Source organism: Dactylosporangium sp. CA-233914, from assembly GCF_050942935.1.
In the GTDB taxonomy this organism is placed as follows: domain Bacteria; phylum Actinomycetota; class Actinomycetes; order Mycobacteriales; family Micromonosporaceae; genus Dactylosporangium.
Window position 1 is genome coordinate 4,371,059 of the sequence record NZ_CP192030.1, and the last position, 25,548, is coordinate 4,396,606.

The 25,548-nt window shown below is 68.9% G+C and carries 18 protein-coding genes and 4 pseudogenes; 15 read left to right on the forward strand and 7 right to left on the reverse strand.

The features are described 5' to 3' along the window. Positions 1-181: 181 nt before the first annotated feature. A pseudogene (locus ACQPY0_RS19630) lies at positions 182-412 on the reverse strand (hypothetical protein); the annotation flags it as partial. Continuing rightward, positions 382-579, reverse strand: a pseudogene (locus ACQPY0_RS19635) (helix-turn-helix domain-containing protein); the annotation flags it as partial. The pseudogenes ACQPY0_RS19630 and ACQPY0_RS19635, both read right to left, overlap by 31 nt. Positions 580-835: 256 nt before the next feature. Between ACQPY0_RS19635 and ACQPY0_RS19640 the strand changes: the two are divergent. Next, positions 836-1,909: an IS701 family transposase gene (locus ACQPY0_RS19640; RefSeq protein ID WP_432990820.1), complete on the forward strand. Its 1,074-nt coding sequence runs from the start codon at positions 836-838 to the stop codon at positions 1,907-1,909. A 336-nt stretch (positions 1,910-2,245) separates the two neighbouring features. Here ACQPY0_RS19640 and ACQPY0_RS19645 read toward each other — a convergent pair whose 3' ends face one another. From ACQPY0_RS19645 to ACQPY0_RS19655, 3 genes and pseudogenes are all read right to left on the reverse strand, one after another. Then, positions 2,246-2,503 carry a hypothetical protein gene (locus tag ACQPY0_RS19645; protein WP_432990822.1) on the reverse strand — a complete coding sequence of 86 codons (258 nt, stop codon included), beginning with the start codon at positions 2,501-2,503 and terminating at the stop codon, positions 2,246-2,248. 891 nt (positions 2,504-3,394) lie between these two features. Continuing rightward, positions 3,395-4,478 (reverse strand): annotated as a pseudogene (locus tag ACQPY0_RS19650) (IS110 family transposase). Between the two features lie 304 nt (positions 4,479-4,782). After that, positions 4,783-4,974, reverse strand: a pseudogene (locus ACQPY0_RS19655) (integrase core domain-containing protein); the annotation flags it as partial. A gap of 223 nt (positions 4,975-5,197) precedes the next feature. Here ACQPY0_RS19655 and ACQPY0_RS19660 point away from each other — a divergent pair. The 8 genes from ACQPY0_RS19660 (at position 5,198) to ACQPY0_RS19695 (ending at position 13,823) form a co-directional block, all read left to right on the forward strand. Beyond that, a complete protein-coding gene (locus ACQPY0_RS19660; protein WP_432990824.1) occupies positions 5,198-6,727 on the forward strand; it encodes an ABC transporter substrate-binding protein in 1,530 nt (509 codons plus the stop codon). Between the two features lie 59 nt (positions 6,728-6,786). Beyond that, complete coding sequence (locus ACQPY0_RS19665; protein WP_432990826.1) at positions 6,787-7,728, forward strand: ABC transporter permease; 942 nt, start codon at positions 6,787-6,789, stop codon at positions 7,726-7,728. Beyond that, positions 7,725-9,518 carry a dipeptide/oligopeptide/nickel ABC transporter permease/ATP-binding protein gene (locus tag ACQPY0_RS19670; protein WP_432990828.1) on the forward strand — a complete coding sequence of 598 codons (1,794 nt, stop codon included), beginning with the start codon at positions 7,725-7,727 and terminating at the stop codon, positions 9,516-9,518. The genes ACQPY0_RS19665 and ACQPY0_RS19670 overlap by 4 nt, the downstream gene beginning before the upstream one ends. Continuing rightward, complete coding sequence (locus tag ACQPY0_RS19675) at positions 9,515-10,366, forward strand: ATP-binding cassette domain-containing protein (RefSeq protein WP_432990830.1); 852 nt, start codon at positions 9,515-9,517, stop codon at positions 10,364-10,366. The genes ACQPY0_RS19670 and ACQPY0_RS19675 overlap by 4 nt, the downstream gene beginning before the upstream one ends. Before the next feature lie 107 nt (positions 10,367-10,473). Then, the gene (locus ACQPY0_RS19680; RefSeq protein ID WP_432990832.1) at positions 10,474-11,343 is read left to right on the forward strand and encodes a sugar phosphate isomerase/epimerase family protein; all 870 of its coding nucleotides are present in this window, start codon (positions 10,474-10,476) and stop codon (positions 11,341-11,343) included. A 90-nt stretch (positions 11,344-11,433) separates the two neighbouring features. Beyond that, the gene (locus ACQPY0_RS19685) at positions 11,434-12,975 is read left to right on the forward strand and encodes a GMC oxidoreductase (RefSeq protein ID WP_432990834.1); all 1,542 of its coding nucleotides are present in this window, start codon (positions 11,434-11,436) and stop codon (positions 12,973-12,975) included. Between the two features lie 111 nt (positions 12,976-13,086). After that, positions 13,087-13,329: a Gfo/Idh/MocA family oxidoreductase gene (locus ACQPY0_RS19690; protein WP_432990836.1), complete on the forward strand. Its 243-nt coding sequence runs from the start codon at positions 13,087-13,089 to the stop codon at positions 13,327-13,329. Positions 13,330-13,439: 110 nt separating this feature from the next. Further along, entirely contained in the window at positions 13,440-13,823 is a 384-nt protein-coding gene (locus tag ACQPY0_RS19695) for a hypothetical protein (RefSeq protein WP_432990838.1), read from the forward strand. On the opposite strand, the gene ACQPY0_RS19700 is transcribed toward ACQPY0_RS19695, so the two are convergent. Continuing rightward, positions 13,725-14,879, reverse strand: coding sequence for a Fic family protein (locus tag ACQPY0_RS19700; RefSeq protein ID WP_432990840.1), 1,155 nt, complete (start codon positions 14,877-14,879; stop codon positions 13,725-13,727). The two genes, ACQPY0_RS19695 and ACQPY0_RS19700, sit on opposite strands and share 99 nt — an antisense overlap. Before the next feature lie 364 nt (positions 14,880-15,243). On the opposite strand from ACQPY0_RS19700, the gene ACQPY0_RS19705 reads away from it, so the two are divergent. The 6 genes from ACQPY0_RS19705 to ACQPY0_RS19730 are packed head-to-tail and all read left to right on the forward strand — an operon-like array spanning position 15,244 to position 24,557. Beyond that, positions 15,244-16,758 carry an NAD(P)/FAD-dependent oxidoreductase gene (locus ACQPY0_RS19705; RefSeq protein WP_432990842.1) on the forward strand — a complete coding sequence of 505 codons (1,515 nt, stop codon included), beginning with the start codon at positions 15,244-15,246 and terminating at the stop codon, positions 16,756-16,758. A gap of 17 nt (positions 16,759-16,775) precedes the next feature. Further along, positions 16,776-17,681 carry a dihydrodipicolinate synthase family protein gene (locus ACQPY0_RS19710; RefSeq protein ID WP_432990844.1) on the forward strand — a complete coding sequence of 302 codons (906 nt, stop codon included), beginning with the start codon at positions 16,776-16,778 and terminating at the stop codon, positions 17,679-17,681. Continuing rightward, positions 17,678-18,739 carry a proline racemase family protein gene (locus ACQPY0_RS19715; RefSeq protein WP_432990846.1) on the forward strand — a complete coding sequence of 354 codons (1,062 nt, stop codon included), beginning with the start codon at positions 17,678-17,680 and terminating at the stop codon, positions 18,737-18,739. Before ACQPY0_RS19710 ends, ACQPY0_RS19715 begins: the two co-directional genes overlap by 4 nt. A gap of 11 nt (positions 18,740-18,750) precedes the next feature. Continuing rightward, positions 18,751-20,232 carry an aminobutyraldehyde dehydrogenase gene (locus tag ACQPY0_RS19720; RefSeq protein WP_432990848.1) on the forward strand — a complete coding sequence of 494 codons (1,482 nt, stop codon included), beginning with the start codon at positions 18,751-18,753 and terminating at the stop codon, positions 20,230-20,232. Positions 20,233-20,268: 36 nt separating this feature from the next. Next, positions 20,269-22,662, forward strand: coding sequence for a DPP IV N-terminal domain-containing protein (locus ACQPY0_RS19725; RefSeq protein WP_432990850.1), 2,394 nt, complete (start codon positions 20,269-20,271; stop codon positions 22,660-22,662). Next, complete coding sequence (locus ACQPY0_RS19730; protein WP_432990852.1) at positions 22,659-24,557, forward strand: CocE/NonD family hydrolase; 1,899 nt, start codon at positions 22,659-22,661, stop codon at positions 24,555-24,557. Before ACQPY0_RS19725 ends, ACQPY0_RS19730 begins: the two co-directional genes overlap by 4 nt. On the opposite strand, the gene ACQPY0_RS19735 is transcribed toward ACQPY0_RS19730, so the two are convergent. Continuing rightward, on the reverse strand, positions 24,554-25,480 hold the full coding sequence (locus ACQPY0_RS19735; protein ID WP_432990854.1) for a LysR family transcriptional regulator: 927 nt from the start codon (positions 25,478-25,480) through the stop codon (positions 24,554-24,556). The genes ACQPY0_RS19730 and ACQPY0_RS19735 overlap by 4 nt on opposite strands. Between the last annotated feature and the right edge of the window lie 68 nt (positions 25,481-25,548).

A 25,548-nucleotide genomic window follows, 5' to 3' on the forward strand; every position in this document is an offset into this window, starting at 1 on the left:
CACCGTGGTCCGCGCCGGCGGGTGGGTGTAGAGCCCGACGACCGCCGCCCTTTTCCCGCGAAGTCCGCATCGTTGCTGGTCGCCCAGGAGTGGGTATGCCGCCAGCGCCCCCACTCGCCAGCAGGATCCGCCGCACCTGACTGCGCTGCACCTCGATCCCCTCGGCGTGAGCGACCTCGACCAGGCTGTCGAGGGTCCATTGCGCCGGTGCGTGCTCGTCAACGCTGCGCAGGTCCCCGCCGGCGGTGCGTTTCGGCCTGCCGGGCGGGGTAGAGCGGGCCAACGCGATGATGCGACCCCGCTCCGGCTCGCTGAGCCGGCGCGGCCGGCCCGGGATCGGCCGGTCGCCCAGCCCGTCCAGCCCCCGGCGTTGAACCGGCGCAGCCACGCACGCACCGTCTTGGCGTGACACCCCAGCTGCGCCGCGATCGCCGGGGTGTGCAGCCCGGCCCAACTCAACGTGATGATCTTCGCCCGCTGACTCCAGTCCGCCGGGGCATGCCGGGCCCCGGCCAGCTTCCGGACCTTCCGCTCCTCAACCGCGTCCACCGCAGGACGCGCACACAGAACCATCGGCATGACAACTCGCCCCCCGAGCAGCTCAAGCCGGTCCTACACCCTACAAACCAAGCTAGTAGGGCAGCCGCACTTGGGTGGTTTTGGCTGGTGAGTAGCTTGTGCCGGGGGTCGGTGATCATGGAGGCAGCCGCCTCGCGATGATCGAGTTGTGACGCAAGAAGACCGTGAGGCGGCTGCGGCTGCCATGGTAGAGGGCGCCCTCGCAGCGGCGAACCTGGCCGTGCTGCATCGGCGGTTGCGGCCGTATTTCCGACGGGTGGAACCATTCGAGCAGGCGGGGAAGTATGTGACCGCGCTGGTCAGTGACCTGCCGCGGAAGAACGGCTGGACCATCGCCGAACATGCCGGGGATGCATGCCCGGACCCCACGCAGCGGTTGCTGAACCACGCGGTGTGGGACCACGACGCGGCGATGGCGACGATCCGCGGGTTCGTGGTCGAGGCGTTGCGTGCTCAGCCCTTGGTCGTGGCGGCGTTGGACGAGTCCGGGCAGGAGAAGGACGGTGCGGCGACCGCCGGGGTGCAGCGGCTGTACATGGGCTGCGCCGGGCGGATCGCGAACGGGGTGAACACGGTGTACTGCTCCTATGCCACCCCGTCCGGGCACGCTCTGGTCGGTGCCCGGATCTACGTTCCCGCCGACCAGCTCGCAGACCCGGATCGCCGGGCCGTGCTGGGTATCGGGGCGCAGACCGCGTTCCGGTCCAAACCACAGTTGGCCGTGGACATCTTGCGGGACATGATCACCGACGCCACGATGCCCGGATGGTGCGCCGGCGACGAAGTCTACGGTCGCTCCGGCGAACTGCGCAGTTTCTGCGAGGACAACGGGATCGGATACGTGCTTCGGGTGGGCCGGGCGTTCCACACCGACCTGGCTGTGGGTATCCGGATGCGCGCTGACGCGGTGGTGAACACGGTGCTGTCCACTCAGGACAGCTGGCAGATCCGTGCGGTACCCGGGTCCAAGGGCGACCGGCGGTACGCCTGGGCGTGGGTCGCGACCCGCAGCCCGCAGCATTTCCTGTTGCTGCGCAAGCATCTGCAGACCGGTGAGGTCGCCTACCACTACTGCCACGTCCCGCCGGGCCGGACGGTCCCGCTGATGACCTTGGTGCGGGTGGCGTGTCTACGCTGGCCGGTCGAGGAGGACTTCGAGTTCGGCAAGGACCACTCCGGCCTCGATCATGCCCAGGTCCGCCTCTACACCGCCCTCAACCGCCACCTCGTGCTGGCCATGGCCGCCCTCGCCGTCTGCGCCGTCACCGCCGCACAGGCGAAAACCCGCGCCCCCGCAACGATCCTGCCCACCGCTGCCCCGGACGTTTGAACGTCGGTGCGGCGTGTTCCTTCTCGGAGTGGCAGATAGCCGTTGTTGATGTAGTGCGCGATCTCGGCTTCCGCGTCCTGCGCACGACGTCCCGGTCGGTAGGCGTAGCTGGACCGACACTGGCCCGGTTCGAAGATCGGCTCCAGCACGAGCGCCATCTGCACCACCCCGGTTGATGACGGTGGGAATGCCCAACTTGCGGACCTTCCCCGACCCGCCCGGCTTCGGGATGCTGCGCTCACGCACCGGCAACGGCCGGAACGTGCCCTCCTTCAACTGGGTACGCAGCCCGTCCAAGAACCCGGACACCCCAACGTGTTCCTCCACTGTCAAGGGTCAGGACGAAGTCCTGTCCGACGCAGCGGCCAAACCGTCCACGCCCGGCGTGTTCGCACCCTGGTTGCCCGCGACCCGAGCGAACGCGATCAGCAACGTCGCCGGGTCATACACGAAGTTGAACAAGTCGTCAAACCTGCGGCCAGAATCGGCCGCCGCCCAGCGGTGAAGCTTGGCCTGCATCTCCGTTACCCGCCCGAACGGACCCAAGGTCCGCTCCGGTAGAGCGTCGCCGTTCGGCGGCGCGTCTTGCGGCATTGCAGCCTCCTCGCTCCTCGAAACCGCTGCCGTCCTTCCCCACGTGCTGGGCTCTCCCCAACTCCGAGTACTACGACGGCTCCGCCCCTTCCCGGACCGCTCGGTCGACGGTGGACCCAGCCAAACCGTCCATCCTGGACAGACGACGGTAGGCGAGGACCGGGACGGTTCCCGTGTTCACTGCTGCTCACTCAACGAAGGAGGAGCCCGACTCTGCCCCAGCAGCCTCGCCGTGAGTACGCCGCAGACCTTCCTCACGGCCTCCCAGTCACCTGTTTCACAGCTTCCGGAAGTTCCCCACCACCGTCACCGGCAGCAGGTGCGCACTGCTCCCGACCCGCATCCACCAGGTTCGAGTCGGTATAGCGTTGAGGGGCTTTACACCATCGGTTCCTCGCGTACTCCTCTCCGTCACGCTCACCGGACCCACGCCATCTCGCAGTACTGACGCACCCCGGCTTTGTCGGGGCTGCTCCCACCCTTACCGGCACCTCCCGGCTCAGGCTGCCCCAGCTCCAACCAGGCCGCTGCGACGACCCAGCGATGGTGGTCTCTCACCCCCACTTGAACAGCAGCGCCTCACGGCGCACGAAAGCCGCACTCAACGCCTTCGACATCGCCTTCGACGGCCGCGTCACCGCCGGCCGCCGCTAACAACTCAACCGGCATCGATCTAACGCAGAAGCGTTACACCGTAAAGGCGATAGTCCCCGCAGTGAGAGGACATCCCGGCGTTGAGCAGGCTCTCGCTCTCGTGCACGCCGTACGGGGGCTGGCTCGGCGCTTTCGTGGAGTGACCGGTGCTCGCGACGCCTGCCAGGTTGTGCAACTTGGTGATGGGTACGGCCTTCCCGATTGCTGAGTGGGGCCGGTGGACTCTTCTATGTTTCGTCAAGTGGTCTGCAGTTGAACCTCGGGTGCAGCGTGCAGTGACTCGAGGGACCGGTAGAGCTGGCGGGCGAGGTAACGCTTGAGGCAGCGTCGGATCTCCTTGTTGGTACGTCCCTCAGCGCGACGCCGTTCGACGTAGGCACGGGTGTCCGGGGTCGTGGACCATGCGGGTGACGACGGCCATGTGCAGGGCCTGGTTGAGCCGCCGGTCCCCGCCGCGGTTGAGCCGATGCCGGGCCGTGTTTCCCGACGAAGCTGGGATCGGGTTGACGCCTGCCAGGGCAGCGAACGCTGCTTCTGACCGCGCCCGGCCAGCGTGTGACCAGGCGGCGTAGACGACGGCGACGGTGATCGGTCCGATACCGGTTTTGTTCAGCAGCACCGCGGCCTTGCTGTTGCGGATCAACTCGGTGATGCGTGCCCGGTTGGCCGTGAGCTCTTCGTCCAGATCAAGGGCTCGTTTGGCGAGCCGGATGGCCTCGGCGCGAGCGGTGGCCGTGGCGAGGTCTTCGACTCGCGTTCGCCAGCGGGTGACCTCGCTGATCTGTCTGGCGGTGAGGGGTTTGCGTGCATCGATACCCAGTGCGGCGACGCGCAGCAGCGCGGTCAACGCGTTAACGGTCGCGGTGCGTTCATTCGTCATGTGCTCGCGGCCGGTGACCAGGATCCGTAGCGCGGCCCGCGTGCCGTCCTCGCTTCGTGGGCGGCGCAGATGCTCAGGCTCAAGAGACAACACTGAAGCGGCGATTCGTCGGGCGTCGAGGCGGTCGGACTTGCCGGTGCCGCGATGGGACCGGGCATCCATTCGGGCAGCTTCGACGACCTCGTAGCCCGACCGGGTCACCGTCGATGCCAGGACGGCACCATAGGTGGCGACGCCTTCGATGACCCATAGGACGGCGAGGTCACCTCCGGTACGACGTGATGCCCAGGCGATGGCACGGTCCAAGCCGGCGCCGGTGGTTGGGAACTGCTCGGTGGCGACGAGTTCGCCGGTCCCAGCGACCAGGACGGCGAGGGTGTGAGTGCGGGCGTGGGTGTCCACGCCGATGACGAACGGGTGGGCATGCGCGACGATGGTCACGGCGGCAGGCTTCCTTCCAGGTGAGGGACAGATCCGGCCACCGACGCGGCCGGCGCCGGCCTGGATGGAAGTCACTTCGGGGCAGCACTGTGATGAGCCACGATCCGCTTTCGGCGGGGACGGGCATTCTTCTGATCAAGTCACCGAGGTGGAGCCGGGTCAGCGTCGGCCGCCCGCCCAGGGCCGGACAAGTCCACCGAAACGCACCCAGCGGGGCGAGTGATTGTAAGAGTCACGATCCAAGGCGAGGCGACCGCCGCTAACCCTGCCAGCCAGTCCCAGACCAGCCATCCGAAGACTCACAGTGGTTGTACTCGTGGACCCATGCTGGCAGAGCCCCGAGTCGGGCGGTCTCGGAGGTGTAGAACTTCTTGAACGCCCATAGCTCGGCCAGGGCGCGGTGGAATCGCAGATCCTGCCGTTGGTCTGGGGCCGGTAGGGGTGGGTCTTCCTGGGTTTTGATCCTCAGCTCGGCACACGTGTCGCGCCACAGGTGCGGGGCTCATGGTCCAACGCCGTGCCTCGGTGGGCTCCCGGCCCAGCCATGACTCGACTGGTCGGCATAGAAAATGCCCGTTCACATAGTCTTGACTCGCCTGTGACACGCATGTCACATTCTGGTATGGCAATCGATTGCCATGCGTCAGCGATGTGCGCCCGCAGGGGAACTGCGGCGCGATCCGACAGCAGCCATGACAACGCTCGTCAGGAGCAACCCGATGAAGTTTCGCCCCCGAACAGTCGCCGCCGGCACGGTCTTGGCGGTGCTCGCCCTGGCCGGCTGCTCCAGCGGATCCAGCACGTCCGGCACGACGCCGACGCCAGGGAGCCTCGTGATCGGCACGCTGGCCGGCCCGACGTCGTTCGATCCTTCGCAGGCGCATGTGGGGATGCCGCTCCAGTTCTTCCAGCCGGTCTACGACTCTCTCCTGCGCCGTCAGCCCGATGGCGAACTCGTGCCGATGCTGGCCACCGCGTGGTCGTACGACGCCTCGAGGACGCACCTGACGCTGACGCTGCGTCACGACGTCACTTTCAGTGACGGAACGAAGCTCGACGGTAACGCTGTCAAGATCAATCTGGACCGCTTCCGAACCGGCAACGGTCCCGACGCCTCCAGCCTGGCGGGCGTCGAGGCGGTCGAGGTGAAGGACGCCAGCACGGTGGTGATCTCGCTCAAGGCGCCCGACCCGGCCCTGCTCGACTACCTGGCGACCGAGGACAGCTTCATCGCCAGCCCGAAGGCGATCAACGCCGGCGCGATCGCCACCGACCCGGTGGGCAGCGGTCCGTACACCCTCGACCGTTCCGCGACGGTCGAGGGTGCGTCCTACACGTTCGTCAAGCGCCCGGGCTACTGGGACCCCTCGCTTCAGCGTTGGGGAAAGATCGTCCTGAAGCCTCTGACCGACCAGACCGCCATGTTGAATGCGTTGCTGTCGGGGCAGGTGAACGTGGCGCTCCTGTCGGCGAAGACGGCAGGACGGGCCAAGAGCGCCGGCAAGGTGGAATGCCGCTACTCGAGCGATTGGTCCGGGTTGCTGATCTTCGACCGAGCCGGGGAGATCGTGCCGGCGCTGAAGGATCCGCGGGTGCGTCAGGCGATCAACTACGCGATCGACAGGAAGACGCTGCTGGATCGGGTTGCCGGCGGATTCGGCGCGGTGACCAATCAGGTCTTCGGGCCGGCGACCGATGCCTACGAGAAGTCGCTCGACGACAGCTATCCCTACGATCCTCAGAAGGCAAAGGCCCTTCTTGCCGAAGCTGGCTACGGGAGCGGCTTCACGGTGACGATGCCTTCGGTTTCGGGTCTGCTCGATCCCGCAATGACCGCGGGCATCGGACAGAACCTTGCCGACGTGGGGGTGAAGGTCAACTGGCAGAACACCACCGTCACCGACCTCGTGTCCTCCATCGCGCAAGGAAAGTACGCGATGGCCTGGTACTCGCTCTTCCAGGGCTCGCCATGGGTGGCTGCCAATCAGATGATCACCAAGAACGCGTCGTTCAATCCCTTCCACACGACCGATCCGGTGGTCGATGGGCTAGTGACGACTCTGCAGATGGGAACGGAGTCTGAGCAGAGCGCGGCCGCGAAGGAGCTCAACGAGTTCGTGACCAAGCAGGCGTGGTTCGCGCCGTTCTATCGCGCGGACTACCTGTTGTTCAGCGATCCGGCGGTCTCGGTCGTGCCGCAGGTCGGGCAGTCGGTCCCGTCGATCTACAACTACGCGCCCAAGCGGTAGGCAACGTCCATGGATGTCGTAGGTGGCTCGCCGCTTTACGTCGGCCCGTCGGAGCAGCAGTGCTGACCTTCGTCCTGCGTCGCCTCGTCTCGGGTGTGGCGGCCCTGTTCGTCACGTCCTCGGTGACGTTCTTCTTGCTCTATTTCTCCTCCTCCAGCGTGGCTCGCAACATCCTGGGAGAGTCCGCGACGTCGTCTCAGGTGCACCAGAAGGAGATCGAACTCGGTCTCGATCAACCTCTGATCAGTCGGTACTTGTCCTGGCTGCGCGGCCTGCTTCACGGGGATCTCGGGACCTCATGGTTCACCAGTGGCTCGGTGGCAGGCAACATCGCGAGCCGGCTCTCGGCGACCCTGTCGATCGTGGCCGTGGCTGTCATCGTGACCGCCGTGGTCTCGACGCTGGTCGGCGTGACCGCCGCCGTACGCCGGGGCTGGACGGACCGCGTGCTCCAGGTGCTCTCGATCGGCGGTGCCGCGGTTCCTCAGTTCCTGGTCGGGATCGTCCTCGTCACCGTCTTCGCGATCCGGTTCGGCCTCTTCCCCGCCACGGGCTATGTGCCGCTGGCAGCCGGCGTCCGCGCGTGGAGCTCGACGATGACGCTGCCCGTCGTGGCGCTGGCCATCGGTGGCATCGCCTCGATGTCCCAGCAGGTGCGCAGCGCAGCGATCGCGGCGCTGGCCAAGGACTATGTCCGAACGCTCCGCAGCCGGGGTCTCTCCCCACGCGAGGTCATCTTCCGGCATGTGCTCCGCGACGCGGCACCGGCCGCCCTGACGGTTCTCTCGCTGCAGTTCATCGGCCTTCTGGGCGGGGTGGTGGTGATCGAGCAGATCTTCGCTCTGCCCGGCATCGGCTATCTCGCTCTCCAGTCGGCCACGCAGGGTGACATGCCGATGCTGATGGGCGTGGTCGTCTACACCGTCCTGGTGGTGGTTGCGGTCAACCTCCTCGTGGACCTCGCGGTCGCGTGGCTCAACCCCCGGGTGCGGATCTCATGAGTGCGACGATCCTGGAGTCCGCGAGCTCCCCTCGCGCCGGCAGACCGGGGGCGGTGGGACGACTGATCCGCAATCCACTGGGGATGTTCGCGCTCCTCACCCTGAGCGGGGTCTTGCTCGCCGGAGCCATCGGCCCGCTGGTGGCTCCGTTCGACCCCAGCCACGCCGACCTGGCGAAGGCGCTGCTGCCGCCCGGCTCCCAGGGTCACCTGCTGGGCACGGACAGCGCTGGACGGGACGTGCTCAGTCGTCTGCTGCAGGGCGCGCAGAACACCCTCCTCGCCGCCGGGATCGCGGCCGTCGTCGCGATCGTCGTCGGCCTGCCCAGCGGCCTTCTCGCGGGCTACTTCGGGGGATGGTTCGACGCTGTCGCGAGCTGGTGCACCAATGTGGTGATGTCCCTCCCGTCGATCATCATCCTGCTGGCGGCCACCAGTGCGCTGGGCAAGACGGTGTGGGTGTCGATGACGATCTTCGGAATGCTGATGTCACCCAGCTTCTTCCGTCTGGTGCGCGCCGCGGTGCAGTCGGTGCGCCATGAGCTCTACGTCGACGCCGCCAGGGTCTCCGGTCTCAGCACGGCGAGGATCCTGGGGCGGCACATCCTTGCCGCCAGCAGGTCGCCCTTGATCATTCAAGCCTCGATGGTCTGCGGGATCGCGATGTCGATCTCGGCAACGCTGGAGTTCCTCGGCCTCGGCGATCCGCTGGTCGCCACCTGGGGTGTCATGCTGAACGAGGGCTTCGTCAACATCTACACCGCTCCGCAGCTGGTCGTGTGGCCGGGCATCGCCATCTCGGTCACGATCGGCTGCTTCGTCCTCCTCGGAAACGCCCTGCGCGACACGCTCGAGGACCCGCCGCGTCCACCGCGGCGCAGGCCCGCGCGTCGGCTCAGTACGGCGGCGCCCACAGCGCCCACAGTGGCGCCCGCGCCGTCGACGACTCTGCTGGAGGTGAGCGGACTCCGGGTCGGGTATCCACACCGCGGACACGGATTCAAGAACGTCGTCGAGGACGTCTCGTTCCACCTCGCTCGCGGCGAGGTACTCGGGATCGTGGGGGAGTCGGGGTCCGGCAAGACGCAGACGGCGTTCTCCGTCCTCGGTCTGCTCCCTCGCGAGGCCCGGATCCTGGGAGGCCGCATCAGGTTCGACACCCACCTGCTCCTCGCCGAAGGTGAGCCGATCTCCGCCCGCGCGATGCAGCCCCTGCGCGGGGGACGGATCGCCTATGTCCCCCAGGAGCCGATGTCCAACCTGGATCCCAACTTTCGTGTCGGCCAGCAGTTGGCGCGACCGATCGTGAAGGTTCTCGGCCTGTCCAAGGCGCAGGCCGAGGCACGGGTGCTGGAATTGCTGGACACCGTGGGCATCGCGAACCCCAGACGTGTGTTCCGGGCCTATCCGCACCAGCTCTCTGGCGGCATGGCTCAGCGGGTGCTGATCGCCGGAGCGGTCAGCTGCGAACCCGACCTGTTGATCGCCGACGAGCCGACGACCGCGCTCGACGTCACGGTCCAGGCCGACGTACTCGATCTGCTGCGGGAATTGAGGACCGCATCCCAGATGAGCGTGCTCCTCGTGACCCACAACTTCGGCGTCGTCGCTGATCTGTGCGATCGCGTCGCCGTGATGCAGCAGGGCAGAGTCGTCGAGACCGGCGAGGTGCGGGACATCCTGCGGAGTCCGCACCACGAGTACACGAGGACGCTTCTGGCGGCCACACTCGAGAACAAGCCCGCTCGGACCTTCCTCGGCCCGCGCCCGACGGTGACGGTGGAGGCATGATGGCGCCGCTGCTGAGTGTCGACGACCTCGTCGTCGACTATCGGAAGTCGGGATTCCGCAAGGCCCGGTTCCGGGCCCTGGATGGGGTCTCGATCGAGATCGGTCGAGCCGAGACCCTGGGGCTGGTCGGCGAATCCGGCTCCGGCAAGACGACGCTGGGACGAGCCGTCCTGGGGCTGGCTCCCATCACCAGCGGCAGCGTCAGGTTCGAGGGCCGTGACATCGGCCGCCTTTCGAGGCGAGACCGACGGGAGTTGAGCCGCGACCTCCAGGTGGTCTTCCAGGACCCGTACAGCTCGCTCAATCCCGCCATGACGGTCGGGGCGATCCTTGCCGAGCCGCTCACGGTCCAGGGCTGGTCCGCCAAGGACGCCCGGCGCCGGGTGCGGGAGGTGCTCGACCAGGTCGGGATGCCTGCGAGCACGCTTTCCCGACTTCCGAGCGAGTTCAGCGGAGGGCAACGCCAACGCGTGGCCATCGCGCGCGCCCTGGCCCTCGCGCCGAAGCTGATCGTCTGTGACGAACCGGTCAGCGCTCTGGACCTGTCCACCCAGGCGCGGGTGCTGGACCTGTTCCTCCAGATCCAGCAGGACACCGGCGTCTCCTACCTCTTCGTGTCCCACGACCTCGACGTAGTCCGACACCTCAGTCATCGCGTCGCGGTGATGTACCGCGGCGTGGTCGTCGAGCACGGAGATGCCGCCCGGGTCACCACCGATCCGGATCATCCGTACACCCGAGGTCTGCTGCTGGCCTCGCCGACGCCGGACCCTGACCGGCAGGCCGAGCGGAGGCGGCTGCGCTACGAGCTGCTGGCCCGGGCGGACGCCGCGGACGCCGGCGGATGAGGTCGGGTCGGCGCCGGTCCGAGGAGGTTCGGCGAATTTGGCAGTCGATTGACAACAGAACGACTCATTTCTAGTCCGAGACGAAGCAACGCACAGGAGAGTTCGCAATGACACGCATCGGCCTGCAGGCGATGATGCTCAAGGACCGGTTCGCCGAGGTGGGTGCCTACGAGGCTCTCAAGGCGGCGCGCGAGGTCGGGTACACCGCTTTCGAGATCTCCCAGATACCCATGACGCCCCACAACGTGGCGGGGATGCGTCGGGCCCGCGAGGAGCTCGGCGTCGACATCGCCGCCCTCACTGCGATGCTGACCTCGCGCCCCGGCTCGCCCTTCGAGTCCCTGGCAACGGATCTGGACAAGGTGATCGCCGACGCACGCGCGCTCGGGGCCGACAAGATCAGGATCCCGATGCTGTCCTTCGACGCCGTCGGCTCTCGTGACGGAGTCGTCGCGTTCGCTCGCCAGTGCGAGGAGATCGCGAAGCGCCTCGAGGATGTCGGGATCTCGTTGGCCTACCACAACCACCACATCGACTTCGTGACCTTCGACCGCAGCAGGCAGATCGACATCATCCTGGAGGAGTCCCCCCGCCTCGAGTTCGAGCTCGACGTCCACTGGTCCTACCGCGGGGGAGTGGACCCGCTGGAGATGCTGCGGCGCTACGGGGCCCGGGTCACGCTCCTCCACCTGCGCGACTACCGCGTCGGCCATGTGCCGCAGTCGGCCCTGGCGGCCGCGGCGCGTGGCGACATCGCGGAGTTCTACGCCGGGTTCATCGGCGTCGTCCAGGACAGCGAGGTCGGCGAGGGCTCGCTCGACTTCCGGGCCATCGTCGATACCGCGGTGGCCGGGGGCGTGCAGTGGATGTTCGTCGAGCAGGAGGACCTCTTCGGCCGGGACCCGCTTGCCTGCGCCGAGACCTCGCTGCGCAACCTCACTCGGCTCGGCTACGGCGACCTGTGTGCGCGGCCCTGAGGCGGCATCCGACTGACATGAGCGGTGATCGCCACGCCATCCGCCGCGGTTCCTCGCCCGGGAACGCGGCCCCACTCCGGAGAGATTGAGATGAGCCCTGTGAACCAGAACGGCGTCGAGGATGCCGATGTCGTCATCGTCGGCAGCGGACCGATCGGGTCGACCTTCGCCCGCATCATCGGTGACGCCCGGCCCGACGCGAAGATCCTAATGGTCGAGGTGGGCCCGGCGGTCAGCGACGTGCCCGGTGTCCATGTCCAGACGATGCAGCCGGAGGACGCCGCGGCGGTGATGCTGCGCACGCAGGGCCCGCAGGCTGGGATCAGCCAGAATCCGGCTCGCCAGTCGGGTGAGGCGGCAGCGCTCGATCCCATCCTCGACCGCGATCTGCTGGTGCGGCCGGGGCTGTTCCTGCTGGGGATGGGGGCCAAGGTCGACGGCGAGTTCGGGATGGCCGCGGCGAGCATGTCGGCCGGCGTGGGTGGCATGGGCCTGTACTGGTCGGGATCGTGCCCGCGGCCGAACGGGACCGAGCGCATCCCCTTCATCCCCGCGGCGGAGATGGAGCACGCGTACGAGGTCGCTGATCGGCTGCTGGCCGTCAGCCACGACCTCGCCGGCGGGGACGACCTCTTGGAGCGGATGCGAGCGGCCCTCGCGGCCGAGTTCGATCGGGACGCTCCCGATACGCCGCCGGTGGGCCTGACTCCGCTTGCGGCCGTCTCCGATGAGAACGGGGTGCGGGTCTCCGGACCGTCGGTGATTCTCGGCGGTCTGGCCGCGCAGGTGCCCGGGTTCGAGCTGCGTGCCGGCACCCTCGCGCGGCGAGTCCTCCTTGAGGACGGCGCGGCGAGGGGCGTCGAGCTCCAGTCCGTGGAGACGGGGGAGACCTACCGCGTGCGCGCCCGGACGGTGGTCGTCGCCGCCGACGGCCTGCGCACCCCGCAGCTGCTGTTCGCCTCGGGCGTGCGTCCTCGTGCGCTGGGGCATTACCTCAACGACCACCTGAAGATGACCGGCTCGCTGTCGCTTCCCGAGAGGTATTCCTCCCACGGCGACGAGGGCGCGTCGCCGCGGCCAATTGGAATCCTGCTCATCCCGTTCTCCTCCGGGGTACGTGAGATCCAGGGCCAGGTCCATCCCGCCTCGCGGAGCATCTGGTTCTCCGGTGCCGACTACGCCGGGCTGGCGTTCTACGGGGCCAAGGAACTCCAGTTCTCCGACTCGGTCACCTTCAGCGACACCGAGTGCGACTCCTTCGGGATGCCGGCCATGACGATCCACTACACCCTCACCGACGGCGATCGCCGTACCGTCGAGCTCCTGGAGGCGAACGCCCGGCGGGCGGCGGCTGCCCTGGGCGGCTCGTCGCCGACGCTGGTCTTCGCTCCGGGAGGTTCCTCGCTCCACTACCAGGGCGGCACCCGGATGGGGGCCATCGATGACGGGGAGTCGGTCTGCGACTCCTATGGCCGCGTCTGGAACGTGGACGGCCTGGTCGTCGGGGGCAACAACGTCATCCCCACCGCGACCGCGGCCAACCCGACGGTCACCAGCGTCGCGCTCGCCGTTCGCGCGGCCCAGCAGGTCGCCGCCGGGCTCGGTGAGCCGGGGCGGGGAGACGTGGGATGAGCCCTGGGGCCAGACGCCCCGGCTCCGTCGGGGTCGCCATCGCCGGGTCCGGGACGATCGCGCGGGTGCACGCGCGCGCTCGCCGAAAATCGGGACCTGACGCCGGTCGCGGTGATCGCGTCCTCGGCCGCTGCCGCGCGGCCGGTGATCGAGGCCGCGACCGAACACGGAGCGCCGCCGCCGCGGGTCCGCCGCGACTCGCCGACGCGGTGCGGGCGGGCGGGCGCGGAGATGGTCGTGGTCGCGACTCCGAGCGGAGCACACCTCGAGGTGGCCGAGGCCGCCATCGAAGCCGGCCTCCACGTGCTGATCGAGAAGCCTGTCGAGATCACGTCGCCGCGGGCGATCGGATGACGGCGGCGGCGCGCCCGATCGGCACTCATTTCCGCGACACGCGCTGGACCTCGCAGTTTTGTCGGAGGGCGGGCGTATGACAGGAGAAGAACGGACCGAAGGAGGTCACCATGCTCACCATGCTCTGGAACCTGAGCGCCGCGATCCGCGGCTACCTCCGCTTCTACATGCCCACCAACCGGGCTATCGACTGGCTGCGCTCGCCACGCGGGCTCAAATGGGCGATTCCGGTTGCACTCGTCGCGGTGCCCGCCTACCTGTTCCTCATGAGCGTCTGTGCCGTCTTGGCACAGAGGCCGTCCCTGGGGTGGCTGAACGTCCTCGTGGTGCTGTTCTTCTGGAACGCGATGAAGTTCGCCGTCATGGCTCCGACAAGCCTGGTCATCGGGGCGCGGTCATGGATCAGCAGGCGCCGGCACGCCTCGCGCGGTCGATTCGTGCCCATGGGGTACGAGCCCGGCCGAGGCGCAGCAGCGTGGCGAACTCACCCCTGAGCAAGGGGCGCCCCAAGAGTCGGAGAGGCCGGCGAAACTGAGGAATCCACTCTTGGCCGGATGAAACCCCGGTCGGCTTAGTTGCGCGGTCGGCGCTTGGTACGCCGGTACTCCTCGACAGCCTCCCTGGTCGCATGCCCATACCCCGTCGGGCGTCTGCATCGCCTCCAGCCGTCCTCGCTGCGCTGCGTGACGCAGTGCCGCCAGCGAGAACTCCTCGTCCACGAGCGCGGCGAGCGGCACCAATCGGTCAGGCTCGGCAAGCGCGGGCACGATGAACCGGTTGAGGTTGTCGTACATCGCCCGCGCCAGGATCTCCCCGAGCGGGCCATAGTCGCCGTTGTTGCCACGATCCAGCGCCGACAGATACGCCGCATGCTGCCGTTTGAGGATGATCACCGGCGGGTAGCCCAGCCGCACGAGCACCAGGTTGAGTACGAGCCGCCCGGCGCGACCGTTGCCGTCGATGAACGGATGGACCCGCTCGAACTCCACGTGCAGCCTCGCGAGGACTTCCGGGAGCGGGGCCTCGGTCTGGCCGGTCAGCGCATCGGTCGAGGCGTTCACGGTGTCGATCCAGTCCTGGACCCTCGCCGCCACCAGCGGGCACGTCGGCGGCGTCATGCCGCCGCCGAAGGCGCGGATGTCGTGCTCCCGGAACCGTTCCGGCGCCTCGTTCGGTGTCGCCTCAGGGTGCGGTTCGACCTGCCAGACTGGATTCATCGCGAGCTCGTGGACGTGTCGAAGCTCGGCCAGCGAGATCAGCCCATCGGTCTTCCAGCCGCCCGGGTCTATGGCCTGGGCGTAGACCCACTGTGCGGCGTCGGCGTACCCGCGGACCTCCATGTACTCCTTGAGCGGCTTCGCCCCCACGGCCTGGCCTTTGTCGAGGAGTTGCTCGACCTCCCGCAGCACGAGCGTGTTGCCCTCAAGAGCGGTGGAGTGGTGTGCCTCCAGGTGCCAGATGTCAGCCCAGATCAACTCTGCCTGAGCCGGCGTCGGCAGGCCCCCATCAATGGGGCCGGGGACGTTGGCGGTCAGTGCGGCCGGAACCACGTCGCTACGCCCCGAACACCGTGACGACGACTAGCCTCAAGAATCGCCCGAACCTCCTCGGCGGATTCCCGGGTGAGCGCATCAAGGATCGCGCCTCGGAGGCGGTTGTACCGGCGGATGACCCGCTCCATGTCGACCCGCCCGGCGTTTCTGACGAACCGCGATACCCGGACCCCGAACCGGGACAGCACCGCCGAGCCTCGACGCCGCCACCAAACACGGCCAAGACGCGCTCGCCGTGCTCAAGCAATTGTTCACCACCGGCCGGTGGATGCCCCAGCGCCCTCAAGCTGAACACGTACGGTGACCTCAACCCAGGAGCGACGCTTGTTGTCTTTGTACCCGAGGTTGCGCGAGCCCGGGAATGCGGCCGGCGGCCGAGCACGGGCCGCATGCCATCGTTCGATCCACATCACCGGCCGGGGCCGCTGTCTTGCCGATCGTAGGCGGTGTGCCAGGCGACGTGGAGGGCGGCGAGTTCCTCGACAGGGGTGGTGTCACCACCAGCAAGTTGGGGATCACGGTGATGGGGATGTCACAACTTCTCCTTTGGTGTTGCAAAGGAAAGCAAACCTACCTTGTCGAGCTGACCGGTGAAACACTCGATCAGGATTCCGGAGAGACAGGGTTGGTGCGGATGCAAACCGTGGTCATCGGCGGGGGCATAATCGGCCTGACCACCGCCTATCACCTGGCTCGCGAGGGCGTGCAGGTCACCGTTCTCGACGCGCGGGCGACCGGGCACGGAGCCTCCGACGTCAATGCCGGGTGGATCGTGCCGGCCGAAGCGGCACCGGTGCCGGGGCCGGGAGTCGTGCTGACATCCATGAAGTGGATGCTGCGGCCCGACAGCCCGCTCTACATCCGCCCGTCGCTGCACCCGCAGTTCCTCTCCTTCCTCTTCGGGATGTGGCGCGCGTCGAACGCGCGCCGCCAGCGAGCCGGGTTCGCCGGGCACCTCGCGCTCGCGGAGAGCACTGTGGAGATCTACGATGACTACCGCGCCGACGGCATGGACTTCGAGATGCACTCGACCGGCCTGCTGATGGCGTTCACCCAGCGCGCGAATCTCGACCACCACCTCACGCACCTCGACCTGGTGAAGAAGTACGGCCTCGAGCCGACCGTGCTCGAGGGCGACGACGTGCGGGTGCACGAGCCGCTGCTCTCCGACGCGGTGCAGGGCGGCCTGTTCTTCCCGAAGGAGCGCCACGTCGACCCCGGCACCCTGGCGCGCGCGCTGCACCGCCGGCTGGTCGATCTGGGCGCCGACCTCGTCGAGCACGCACCGCTCACCGCGGTCGAGCGCGACGGCGACCGCATCACCGCGGTCCGCTCGCACGAGCGCACGTTCTCGGGCGACGCCTACCTGCTGGCGGCCGGTGCGTGGACGGGTCCCCTGTCGCGGCAGTTCGGCGTCCCGTTGCCGGTGCGCCCCGGCAAGGGCTACAGCGTCGATGTCGAACCGCTCGCCATGCGCAGCGCGACGAACCTGTCCGACGCGAAGGTCGCGGTCACGCCGCTCACCCGCAACCTGCGGCTCGCGGGGACCATGGAGTTCGGCGGCCTCGACGAGGACATCAACCAGGTGCGCGTCGACGCGATCCTGCGGGCACCGGCCACCTACTTCCGCGACTGGCAGCCCCCGACGACCCCGCCGAAACCGAGCGCGGGCATGCGTCCAATGACCCCCGACGGCCTGCCGATCATGGGTCGCCTCGGTCGCCTCTCGAACGGCTTCGTCTCCACCGGCCACGGGATGTTGGGCGTCACCCTCGCCCCCGGCAGCGCCGCCGCGATGACCGAGCTGATCCTGCACGACACCGCCTCCCCGCGTCTTGCCCCCTTCAACCCCCGCCGCTTCCGCAGCGCCCGTTGAGTCACGAAAGGACCACCATGACCACCCGCCGTAGCGCCGACCTCCATGGAATCCTGGCCGCCGTCCCGACGCCGTTTGCCGCGGACAACGTGGTGAATGAGGACGGCATCCGTGCGTTGGCCGAGCGTCTCATCTCGGCCGGCATCCACGGCATCGTCTCGACCGGCACGACCGGCGAGTTCACGACGCTGACGGATGCCGAGTACAAGCAGGTCATCGAGGCGTACGTCCGTGCGGCGGACGGACGCGTTCCGGTGATCGCCGGAGTCGGCGCGATGTCGACCGGGAAGGCGATCGAGCTGGCGCAGCACGCCGAGAGGGTCGGGGCCTCCGCCGTGATGCTGGTGTCGCCGTTCTACGACCCGCTCGATTTCGGGACCCTGAAGGTGTTCCTGCGCGAGGTCGCCGAGAGCATCGCCCTGCCGATCGTGTACTACAACGTGCCTGGCGCGACCGGCATCCGCCTCTCGGCCGAAGAGGTCGCGGAACTCGGCGACATCCCCGGCATCGACTACCTGAAGGACAGCTCCGGCGACGCCGTCGCGCTCGCGGGCCTGCTCGCCGGCTACGGCGATCGCATCAAGGCGTTCAACGGATGGGACACGCTCACCTTCTTCGGCATCGCATCCGGTGCCGAGGCCTCGGTGTGGGGTCTGGCCTCGGTCCTGCCCGAGCAGGCGGTGCGGTTCTGGGATGCGCTCGCCGTGCGGAAGGACCTCGACGAGGCGCGTGCGCTGTGGAAGGACCTCTGGGCAATCAGCGACTTCCTCGAGTCGGTGAACTACGTCGCCGGCATCAAGGGAGGGCTCGAGCTCGTCGGCCACCCGGTCGGCGATCCCCGCCGCCCCATCCAGCGTCTGTCCGACGAGGACCGCGCTCGGTTCACCGCGATCCTGACGTCGGCGGGAGCGATCTCCGCATGATCCCCGTTCTCGAGACCGTCGAGGTGCACGCCGAGGGCGAGCCCGGACGCGTCGTCATGAACGCGGGGGAGTTCGTCGTCGGGGCGACGATGGCCGAGCGCCTCGCGTACTGCCGCGACAACCTCGACGACGTGCGCAAGTTGCTGCTGCATGAGCCGCGCGGCTACCCCGGTCTGTGCGGGGTCTTCATCGTCCCGCCGGTCGAGACGGGGTCGCACTTCGGGATCATCGTGCTCGAGCAGGGCGGGTTCACCCCGATGTCGGGCAGCAACACCATGTGCGCCGTCACCGCCGTGCTCGAATCCGGGATGATCCCGGTGCAGGAGCCGGTCACCGAGGTGCAGATCGACACCGCCGTCGGCGTCGTGCAGGCGGTCGCGCGCGTGGAGCGCGGCCGGGTCCGCGCGGTCACCGTGCTCAACGTCCCCGCGTTCGTCGTCGACCTCGACGTTCCGCTCGAGGTGCCCGGCGTCGGGACCGTCCCGGCCGACATTGTCTTCGGCGGCCAGTTCTTCGCCCAGGTGCGCGCGGCCGACCTCGGCGTCGAGCTGGTGCCCGAGAACGGGCGTGAGCTGGTCCGCCTGGGTGCGGTCATCAAGCTCGCCGCATTGGAGCAGACCACGGTGGTGCACCCGGTGAACCCCGAGATCAACAGGATCAGTCTGGTGATGCTGCACAGTGGCGACCGGCAGCCCGGCCGCGAGGACCGCAACACCGTCATCGTCACGAACGGCGAACTGCGGGCTGACGACCCGACGACCTGGACCGGCGCCCTCGACAGGTCGCCGTGCGGCACCGGGACGAGCGCACGCATGGCGGCGCTCCACGCGCGGGGCCAGCTCGCGATCCTGGAGGACTTCCACCACCGCAGCATCGTCGGCAGCGAGTTCGTCGGGCGCCTTCGCGGTGTCGCCGAACTGGCGGGCCGCCCGGCGGTGCTTCCCACCATTACCGGTGGCGCCTGGGTGACGGGCCGCGCGCAGTGGTCCGTCGACGACGCCGACATCTTCCCCACGGGCTTCACGGTGGGCGACATCTGGTCGCCCCGGCCCGCATGAACGGAGCTCAGATGACCGACATGCAGTTTCTCGCCGGCGCGCGCCGTGCCGGCTCGGGCGACCGGACGATCTCGGTCCCCGACCCCTCCACCGGTGAGGTGATCACTACGTACACGCCCGCGACCGAGCGGGACGTGACGGATGCGATCGCCGCGGCCCGTTCCGCCGCCGGCGAGTGGGGCCGGGTTCCGCCCGCCGAACGCGCCGGCGTGCTCAACCGGGCGTCCCGCATCCTCGCCGACCGGGCCGTCGAGGTCGCCGCGGTCGAGAGCCGCAACGCCGGCAAGCCGATCCGCCTCGCGACCGAGTTCGACGTGCCGGGCACGATCGACAACGTCGAGTTCTTCGCGGGAGCCGCACGGCACCTGGAGGGGAAGGCGGCGGCCGAGTACGTGCCGGGGATGACGTCGTTCATCCGGCGCCAGCCGGTCGGTGTGGTCGGCTCCATTTCGCCGTGGAACTATCCGCTGCAGATGGCCGCCTGGAAGATCCTGCCCGCCGTCGCGGCCGGCAACGCGATCGTGCTGAAGCCCGCCGAGATCACCCCGCTCACGACGGTGCTGCTCGCCGAGATCTTGACCGAGGCCGGCTTGCCCGCCGGTGTGGTCAACGTGGTCTCCGGGCCCGGTTCGGTCACTGGGACGGCGCTGCTGCAGGCTCCGGGAACCGATATGCTCTCGTTCACCGGCTCCACGAGCGTGGGGCGTATCGTGCAGCAGGCGGCGGTCGAGGGCGCGCGGCGCGTGCACCTCGAGCTGGGCGGCAAGGCGCCATTCGTGGTGTTCGACGACGCCGACCTCGAGGCCGCGATCCACGGCGCTGTCGCCGCGAGCCTGGTCAACGCGGGCCAGGACTGCACGGCCGCGACCCGCGCGATCGTGCACAGCTCGCTCTACTCGGACTTCGTCGCCGGCGTCGCGGAGCTCTACGCCGCGGTCCGCATCGGCCCGACCGACGACCCCGCGACCGACCTCGGCCCCGTGATCTCGCAGGAGCACCGCGCACGCGTCTCCGGCTTCATCGAGCGCGCCCGCGCGGAACGCCGCGTCTTCGGCGGAGAGCTCGTCGACGGCCCCGGCTCGTATCTGCGTCCAGCCCTCATTGCCGACGCCGACCCGGCCGACGAGTGGTTCCGCGAGGAGATGTTCGGTCCCGTGCTGACCGTCACGCCCTTCGAGAGCGAAGCCGAGGCGATCGCTCTCGCCAACGACACCGTGTACGGGCTCGCGGCATCTGCCTGGACCCGGGATGTCGGCCGCGCCATGCGGGTGACGCGCGACATCCAGGCCGGCTGCGTCTGGGTCAACGACCACATCACGATCGTCAGCGACATGCCGCACGGCGGGGTGAAGCAGTCGGGCTTCGGCAAGGACATGTCCGACTACTCGCTCGAGGACTACACGACGGTCAAGCACGTCGCGATCGACTCCTCCGGCGTCGCGCGCCGGCCGTGGCACCGCACCGTCTTCACCGACACCAGCGCGGCGGGATGAGACAGAATCGATCCAGACCTGGCGGGACGGAGTGACGTGACTGGGAACGAGCCGGCGTGGGCCGAGCGCTACGGGGCGGTGCAGCGCCTCGCCGACCTCGGCACGCTCGTGCTCAATCCCAGCGTGCATCCGCGCTGGGTCTCGCCCTCGCGGTTCTGGTACGACCGGGCGACCCGCGCCGGTGCCGAGTACCGGCTGGTGGACGCAGAGTCCGGCGACAACACCCTGATCGCGACCCACGCATCCGTGGTCGCCGCCCTGGGCACGGCGCTGCGGCGGGACCTGCCGCCGGACGCCGTCATCCTGCGATCCCTCGACGTCGACCTCGACCCGCTGCGCCTGCGGTTCGGCTACGCCGGTCGCGGCTGGCGCTTCGACCCGGCGACAGCATCCCTCGCTCAGGATGCCGCGCGGCCCGCGCCGACCTGGGCGGTCTCCCCGGATGGCCGGCGTGCGATCTCGGTGCGCGACCACGACCTCTGGGTCCACGACCTGGCGAAGGGGACCGAGAAGCGCTTGACCTCGGACGGCGCCGAGGACTACGCGTACGGGATGGGTGCATCCCGGATGCGCTCGGTATACGACAAGTACGGGCTGCGCGCCGCCCCCGACGGGATGTGGTCCCCCGATTCGCGGCTGTTCTTCACGCTGCAGACGGACGAGCGCGAGGTCCCCGAGCTGCCCGCAACCACGTACGTCCCCGCCGACGGGCTGCGTCCGACGGTGCACCCGAACCGCACCAGCCTGCCGGGGGACGCGCACGTGACGGAGTTCCGCTTGTTCGTGCTGGATCCGCTGACCGGTGCGCAGTTCGAGCCGGAGCACTCCCGCATCCCGGCGGGCCGGATGAGCGACACCCCGTTCGCCGCCGAGACGGTGTGGTGGTCGGCCGACGGCGGGACCGTCTACTTCGTCGACCTGGAACGCGGGGAGCGCGCCGCCCACGTGCGGGCGTTCGACGTCGCCGCCGGCACGACGACCACGCTGTTCTCCGAGACCTCGGAGCTCGCGCTCGAGCTGAGCGTCAGCCTGTACGACCCGGCGCTCATCATCCCGCTCGCGGAGTCCGGCGAATTCATCTGGTACTCGGAGCGGACCGGCCGCGGGCACCTCTACCTCTACGACCTCGCCACCGGCGAGCTGGTGCGGCCCCTGACGCAGGGCGACTGGCAGGTGCGCGAACTGTTGCGCGTGGATCCGGTGCGGCGCGAGGTGTCGTTCCTCGCCGGGGGCATCGACCCCGTGGAGAGCCCCTATGTGCGGAAGGTCTGCGTCGCCGGACTCGACGACGGGCGCGTGCGCGTCGTCTCCGGCGAGCCGGGCGACCACCGGGTCTGGCGGCCGCGCTCCTGGGACATCGCCGTGCTCTCGCGCACCACCGGCGCCGACATCGGACGGATCAGCGGCCTTTCCCCCGACGGCGACTACTTCGTCGAGACGGTCGGAGACGTCGACCGGCTGCCCCGCTCGGTGCTGCGCCGCAGGACAGGCGAGGAGATCGCCGTCATCGAGACCGCCATCGGCGACGGCCTGCCGGACGACTGGCGGTGGCCGGAGCGCGTGACGGTCCCCGCCGCAGACGGGTCGTTCGAGCTGCACGGCCTGCTCTTCCTCCCGCCCGACCAGGACCCGACACGGAGCTATCCCCTGGTCGACCTGGTCTACGGCAGCCCGCAAGAGTCGCTCGTCCCCACCGCGGCATTCGTCGACTACCCGACGGCGTGCACGTTCGTCGAGGCCGCGGGGTACGCCGCATTCGGGGCGTTCTGCCTCGTCCTCGACGGGCGTGGCACGGCGAACCGGGAGCGCGCGTTCCGGCAGGCCTCGTACGGCGCCCTGCAGGACGTCTCGAATCTCGACGACCACCGCGCGACCATCACGGCGCTCGCCGCCCGGCATCCGATCGACCTCGACCGGGTCGCCATCACCGGGTTCTCCGGCGGTGGCTATCTCGCCGCGCTCGGCGCGCTGCGGCACGGCGACTTCTTCTCGGTCGCCGTCGCCGCCTCTGGCAACTTCGATCCCCGCCTGTTCTCCCACGGGTTCGGCGAGCGCTACCAGGGCCCGTTCGACGCCGCCGGCTACGAGAGGGCTGCGGCGAAGACGTACGCCGCGGGGCTGCAGGGGCATCTGATGCTCATCCACGGGCTCGAAGACTTCGGCGTGCATCCGGCGCAGCTGTTCCAGTTCGTGCAGGCCCTCATCGACGAGAACAAGGACTTCGACCTCGTCGTGCTGCCCGTAGCCGGTCACGAGGTCACCGGCTACGGGATGCGGCGGCGGCTCGACCACCTGGTCACGCACCTGTTCGGGTCGACCCCGCCCCCGCCGGTGCGCATGCTCGACACCCGCGGCATCGTGATGGCGAGCGAGCACGCCGACGCGGAGCTCCTCGCCTCGCTCCACCTCGCGGAAGGACGGATCGGATGATCCTCGACGACGCCTACTGGCAGGGACCGCTGCCGCAGCCGCTCTTCGACGACTTCGACATCGAGCGGGAGGTCATGGTCCCGATGCGGGACGGTGTGCGTCTCTCCACGGATGTCTATCTCCCGCGCGGGGCCGAAGGTCCCCTGCCGACAGTGCTGGTGAAGACCCCGTACGACAAGGACGACGGCGAGGGCTCGGTCCGCACGAAGTGGGTCGACTACTTCGCGCGCCAGGGATACGCGGTCGTCGTGCAGAACGAGCGCGGGTTCCGCTTCTCGGAGGGCGTGTTCGTCGACTACCTGGCGGGTGCCGGCACCGACGGCCCGGACACCGTCGCCTGGATCCTCGAGCAGCCGTGGTCGAACGGCCGGGTCGGCACCATCGGGTGCTCCAGCTCCGGCGAGCATCAGTGGCCGATGGCCTCGGCGAACGCGCCGGGCCACGTCGCCATGGTGCCGGGTGCGTCGGGGACCGCGGTCGGCGACGTGCCGGGCAACGACACCTGCGGCGCGTTCTACAAGGGCGGCATCCCGATGCTCTTCAACTGGGCGAACTGGTACGGGCGCCTCGCCCCGACCGAGAAGCCGGTGATCCCGGCCGGGGCCACGCAGGAGGAGCGGCAGCGCATCCGCAAGTACTTCCAGTTCTCAGCGCGGAAGGGCTGGGCGCCGGACACCGCGGAGCAGCTGCGCCACCTGCCGAGCAAGGACGTGCTGAGCAACGCCGGGGCGCCGGTGTCGCCGTTCGATCGCTACATGACCCGCACGCCCGCCGACCCGGCGTGGAACGAGGTCGAGCTGATCGGCGAGGGCGACGAGCCGCGCGTCCCCGCCCTGCACATCAACACCTGGCACGACCTCGCCATCGGTGAGACCACCCGGCTGTTCAGCTACCTGCAGAGTCTCGACACCCCGGAGCAGTACCTCATCATCGGCGGCGGGCCGCACTGCGCGATCTGGCAGGAGCTTCCCTTTGAGCTCACCAAGAAGATCGCGAAGGAGATGTTCGCCGGCTTCACCACCACCGAGATCGACGCCATGCCGGCCCCGGACATGCGCGACTTCGTGTTCGGCGACCTGAAGCTCGGCGACGTGCGGTACCGCGGCGTGGACCACGGCTACCCGAAGCTCTACCTGGCCTGGTTCGACAAGTGGGTGCGCGGCACCGAGAACGGCGTCGCGGACATGCCGAAGGTGCAGCTCTTCGTGATGCACCAGGGCTGGATCTCGGCCGAGAGCTGGCCGCCGCCGGCCGCGGTGCCGACCACCTTCCACCTGGTCGCCGACCCGGAGGCCTGGCGCCGGAACGAGGCCGGCGGCCTCTCGACCGACCCGTCTGCCGAGGAGTCCGAGGACTCCTACGTCTACGATCCGATGAACCCGACCCCGAACCTCGGCGGGGTGCTCGGGTTCAACGCAGCCCTCGATCAGCGCCCGATCTCGGCGCGACGGGACGTGCTCGTCTACAGCACGCCGCCCCTCGAGCAGGCGATCACGGTGGCCGGGCCGGTCGAGGTGACCCTCGATGTCTCCACCTCGGCGCGGGACACCGACTTCATCGTCCGACTCGTCGATGTGCTCCCCGACGGCACGGCGATCAACCTCGCCGACGACGGCTTCCGGCTGCGCTACCGCGCCGGGTTTGACCAGGCGCAGCACGCCGAGGAGGGTCAGGTCTACCGGATCACCCTGCCGAACATGGTGACGGGCAACCGCTTCCAGGAGGGCCACCGCATCCGGCTCGAGATCTCGTCGAGCAGCTTCCCGGCGTATGAGCGCAACCTCAACACCGGCGGCGCGAACTTCGACGAGATCGAGGGCGTCGTCGCCCGCAACGCCGTGCATTACGGAGGCTCGCGGGCGTCGAGCGTGACGCTCCCAGTGATCCCGGACTAGTCCTCGTCGGTGTCGCGGCGGATGGGCTCCGCGACGCCGCGCATGTGGCGGACGACCCGGCGCAGGAACTCCCCGGTCGCGGGGGAGACGCGGGTTCCGCGTCGGGTGATGATCGCGAAGACGTCGTACATCGGCGGGTCGAAGCTGCCGGTCGTCAGGTTCGCGGGGAACACCGGCGACCGCGTGACGGCGCTCGGCACGTAGGTGGTCGCGAGGCTGGCCGACGCGAGCTGCAGGGCGGTGTCGAGGTGCTCGACCTCGAACGGGAACTCGAGGCGGATGCCGGCCGTCTGCGCGCGCTCGGCCAGCTGGCGGCGGGTGGGATCGTGCTCCGCATACTGCGCCTCGTAGAGCACGAGCGGGCTCTTCGCCAGCTCCTCGATGCTCAGCGGGCGCCGCGTGACATCGGGATCTGAGCTGACGATCAGCACCTCGTCCCGCGCGATCGGCTCGACATCGATGCCGTCGTCGTTGACCGGAAGCACCACCAACGCGGCCTCGAGAGCGCCGGCCCGCACGGCATCCGCGATCTCGGAGGAGTTGCGCCCACGCAGCCGGAGCCGCACCGCCGGGTGGGCGGTCGCGAAGTCCCGGATGAGCGCCGCGAAGTGGTAGTGCGCCGGAGCGCCAAACGCGCCGAAGGTCACGGTCCCGCCCAGCAGCGCCCGCATCCCCGCGACGCTGCGCTGCGCCTCCTCGGCTGCGGAGACCACGCGGCGGGCGTGGGGGAGGAACTCCTCGCCGGCCTGTGTGAGTCGGATGCCTCGTCCGAGGCGGACGAACAGGTCGACCTTCAGGAAGCGCTCGAGCTGGCGGATCTGCTCGGCGACCGCCGGTTGAGTCACCTGCATGCGTGCTGCAACGGCGGTGAACGAGCCCAGATCGGCCGCACCGAGAAAGTAGAGCAGCTGCCGCAGAGTCAAAGGTAATCCTTGGGTTTCAGGAAGGAAAACAAACCTACCATCGGAGTCGGGGGCGTGCCAGACTCAAC

What these genes read in the sequence shown, in the direction of transcription:
- ACQPY0_RS19645 (WP_432990822.1), bottom strand. Translation starts at nt 2,503, where the DNA reads ATGCCGCAAGACGCGCCGCCGAACGGCGACGCTCTACCGGAGCGGACC.
- ACQPY0_RS19660 (WP_432990824.1), top strand. Translation starts at nt 5,198, where the DNA reads ATGAAGTTTCGCCCCCGAACAGTCGCCGCCGGCACGGTCTTGGCGGTG.
- ACQPY0_RS19670 (WP_432990828.1), top strand. Translation starts at nt 7,725, where the DNA reads ATGAGTGCGACGATCCTGGAGTCCGCGAGCTCCCCTCGCGCCGGCAGA.
- ACQPY0_RS19675 (WP_432990830.1), top strand. Translation starts at nt 9,515, where the DNA reads ATGATGGCGCCGCTGCTGAGTGTCGACGACCTCGTCGTCGACTATCGG.
- ACQPY0_RS19680 (WP_432990832.1), top strand. Translation starts at nt 10,474, where the DNA reads ATGACACGCATCGGCCTGCAGGCGATGATGCTCAAGGACCGGTTCGCC.
- ACQPY0_RS19685 (WP_432990834.1), top strand. Translation starts at nt 11,434, where the DNA reads ATGAGCCCTGTGAACCAGAACGGCGTCGAGGATGCCGATGTCGTCATC.
- ACQPY0_RS19695 (WP_432990838.1), top strand. Translation starts at nt 13,440, where the DNA reads ATGCTCACCATGCTCTGGAACCTGAGCGCCGCGATCCGCGGCTACCTC.
- ACQPY0_RS19705 (WP_432990842.1), top strand. Translation starts at nt 15,244, where the DNA reads ATGCGGCCGGCGGCCGAGCACGGGCCGCATGCCATCGTTCGATCCACA.
- ACQPY0_RS19710 (WP_432990844.1), top strand. Translation starts at nt 16,776, where the DNA reads ATGACCACCCGCCGTAGCGCCGACCTCCATGGAATCCTGGCCGCCGTC.
- ACQPY0_RS19715 (WP_432990846.1), top strand. Translation starts at nt 17,678, where the DNA reads ATGATCCCCGTTCTCGAGACCGTCGAGGTGCACGCCGAGGGCGAGCCC.
- ACQPY0_RS19720 (WP_432990848.1), top strand. Translation starts at nt 18,751, where the DNA reads ATGACCGACATGCAGTTTCTCGCCGGCGCGCGCCGTGCCGGCTCGGGC.
- ACQPY0_RS19730 (WP_432990852.1), top strand. Translation starts at nt 22,659, where the DNA reads ATGATCCTCGACGACGCCTACTGGCAGGGACCGCTGCCGCAGCCGCTC.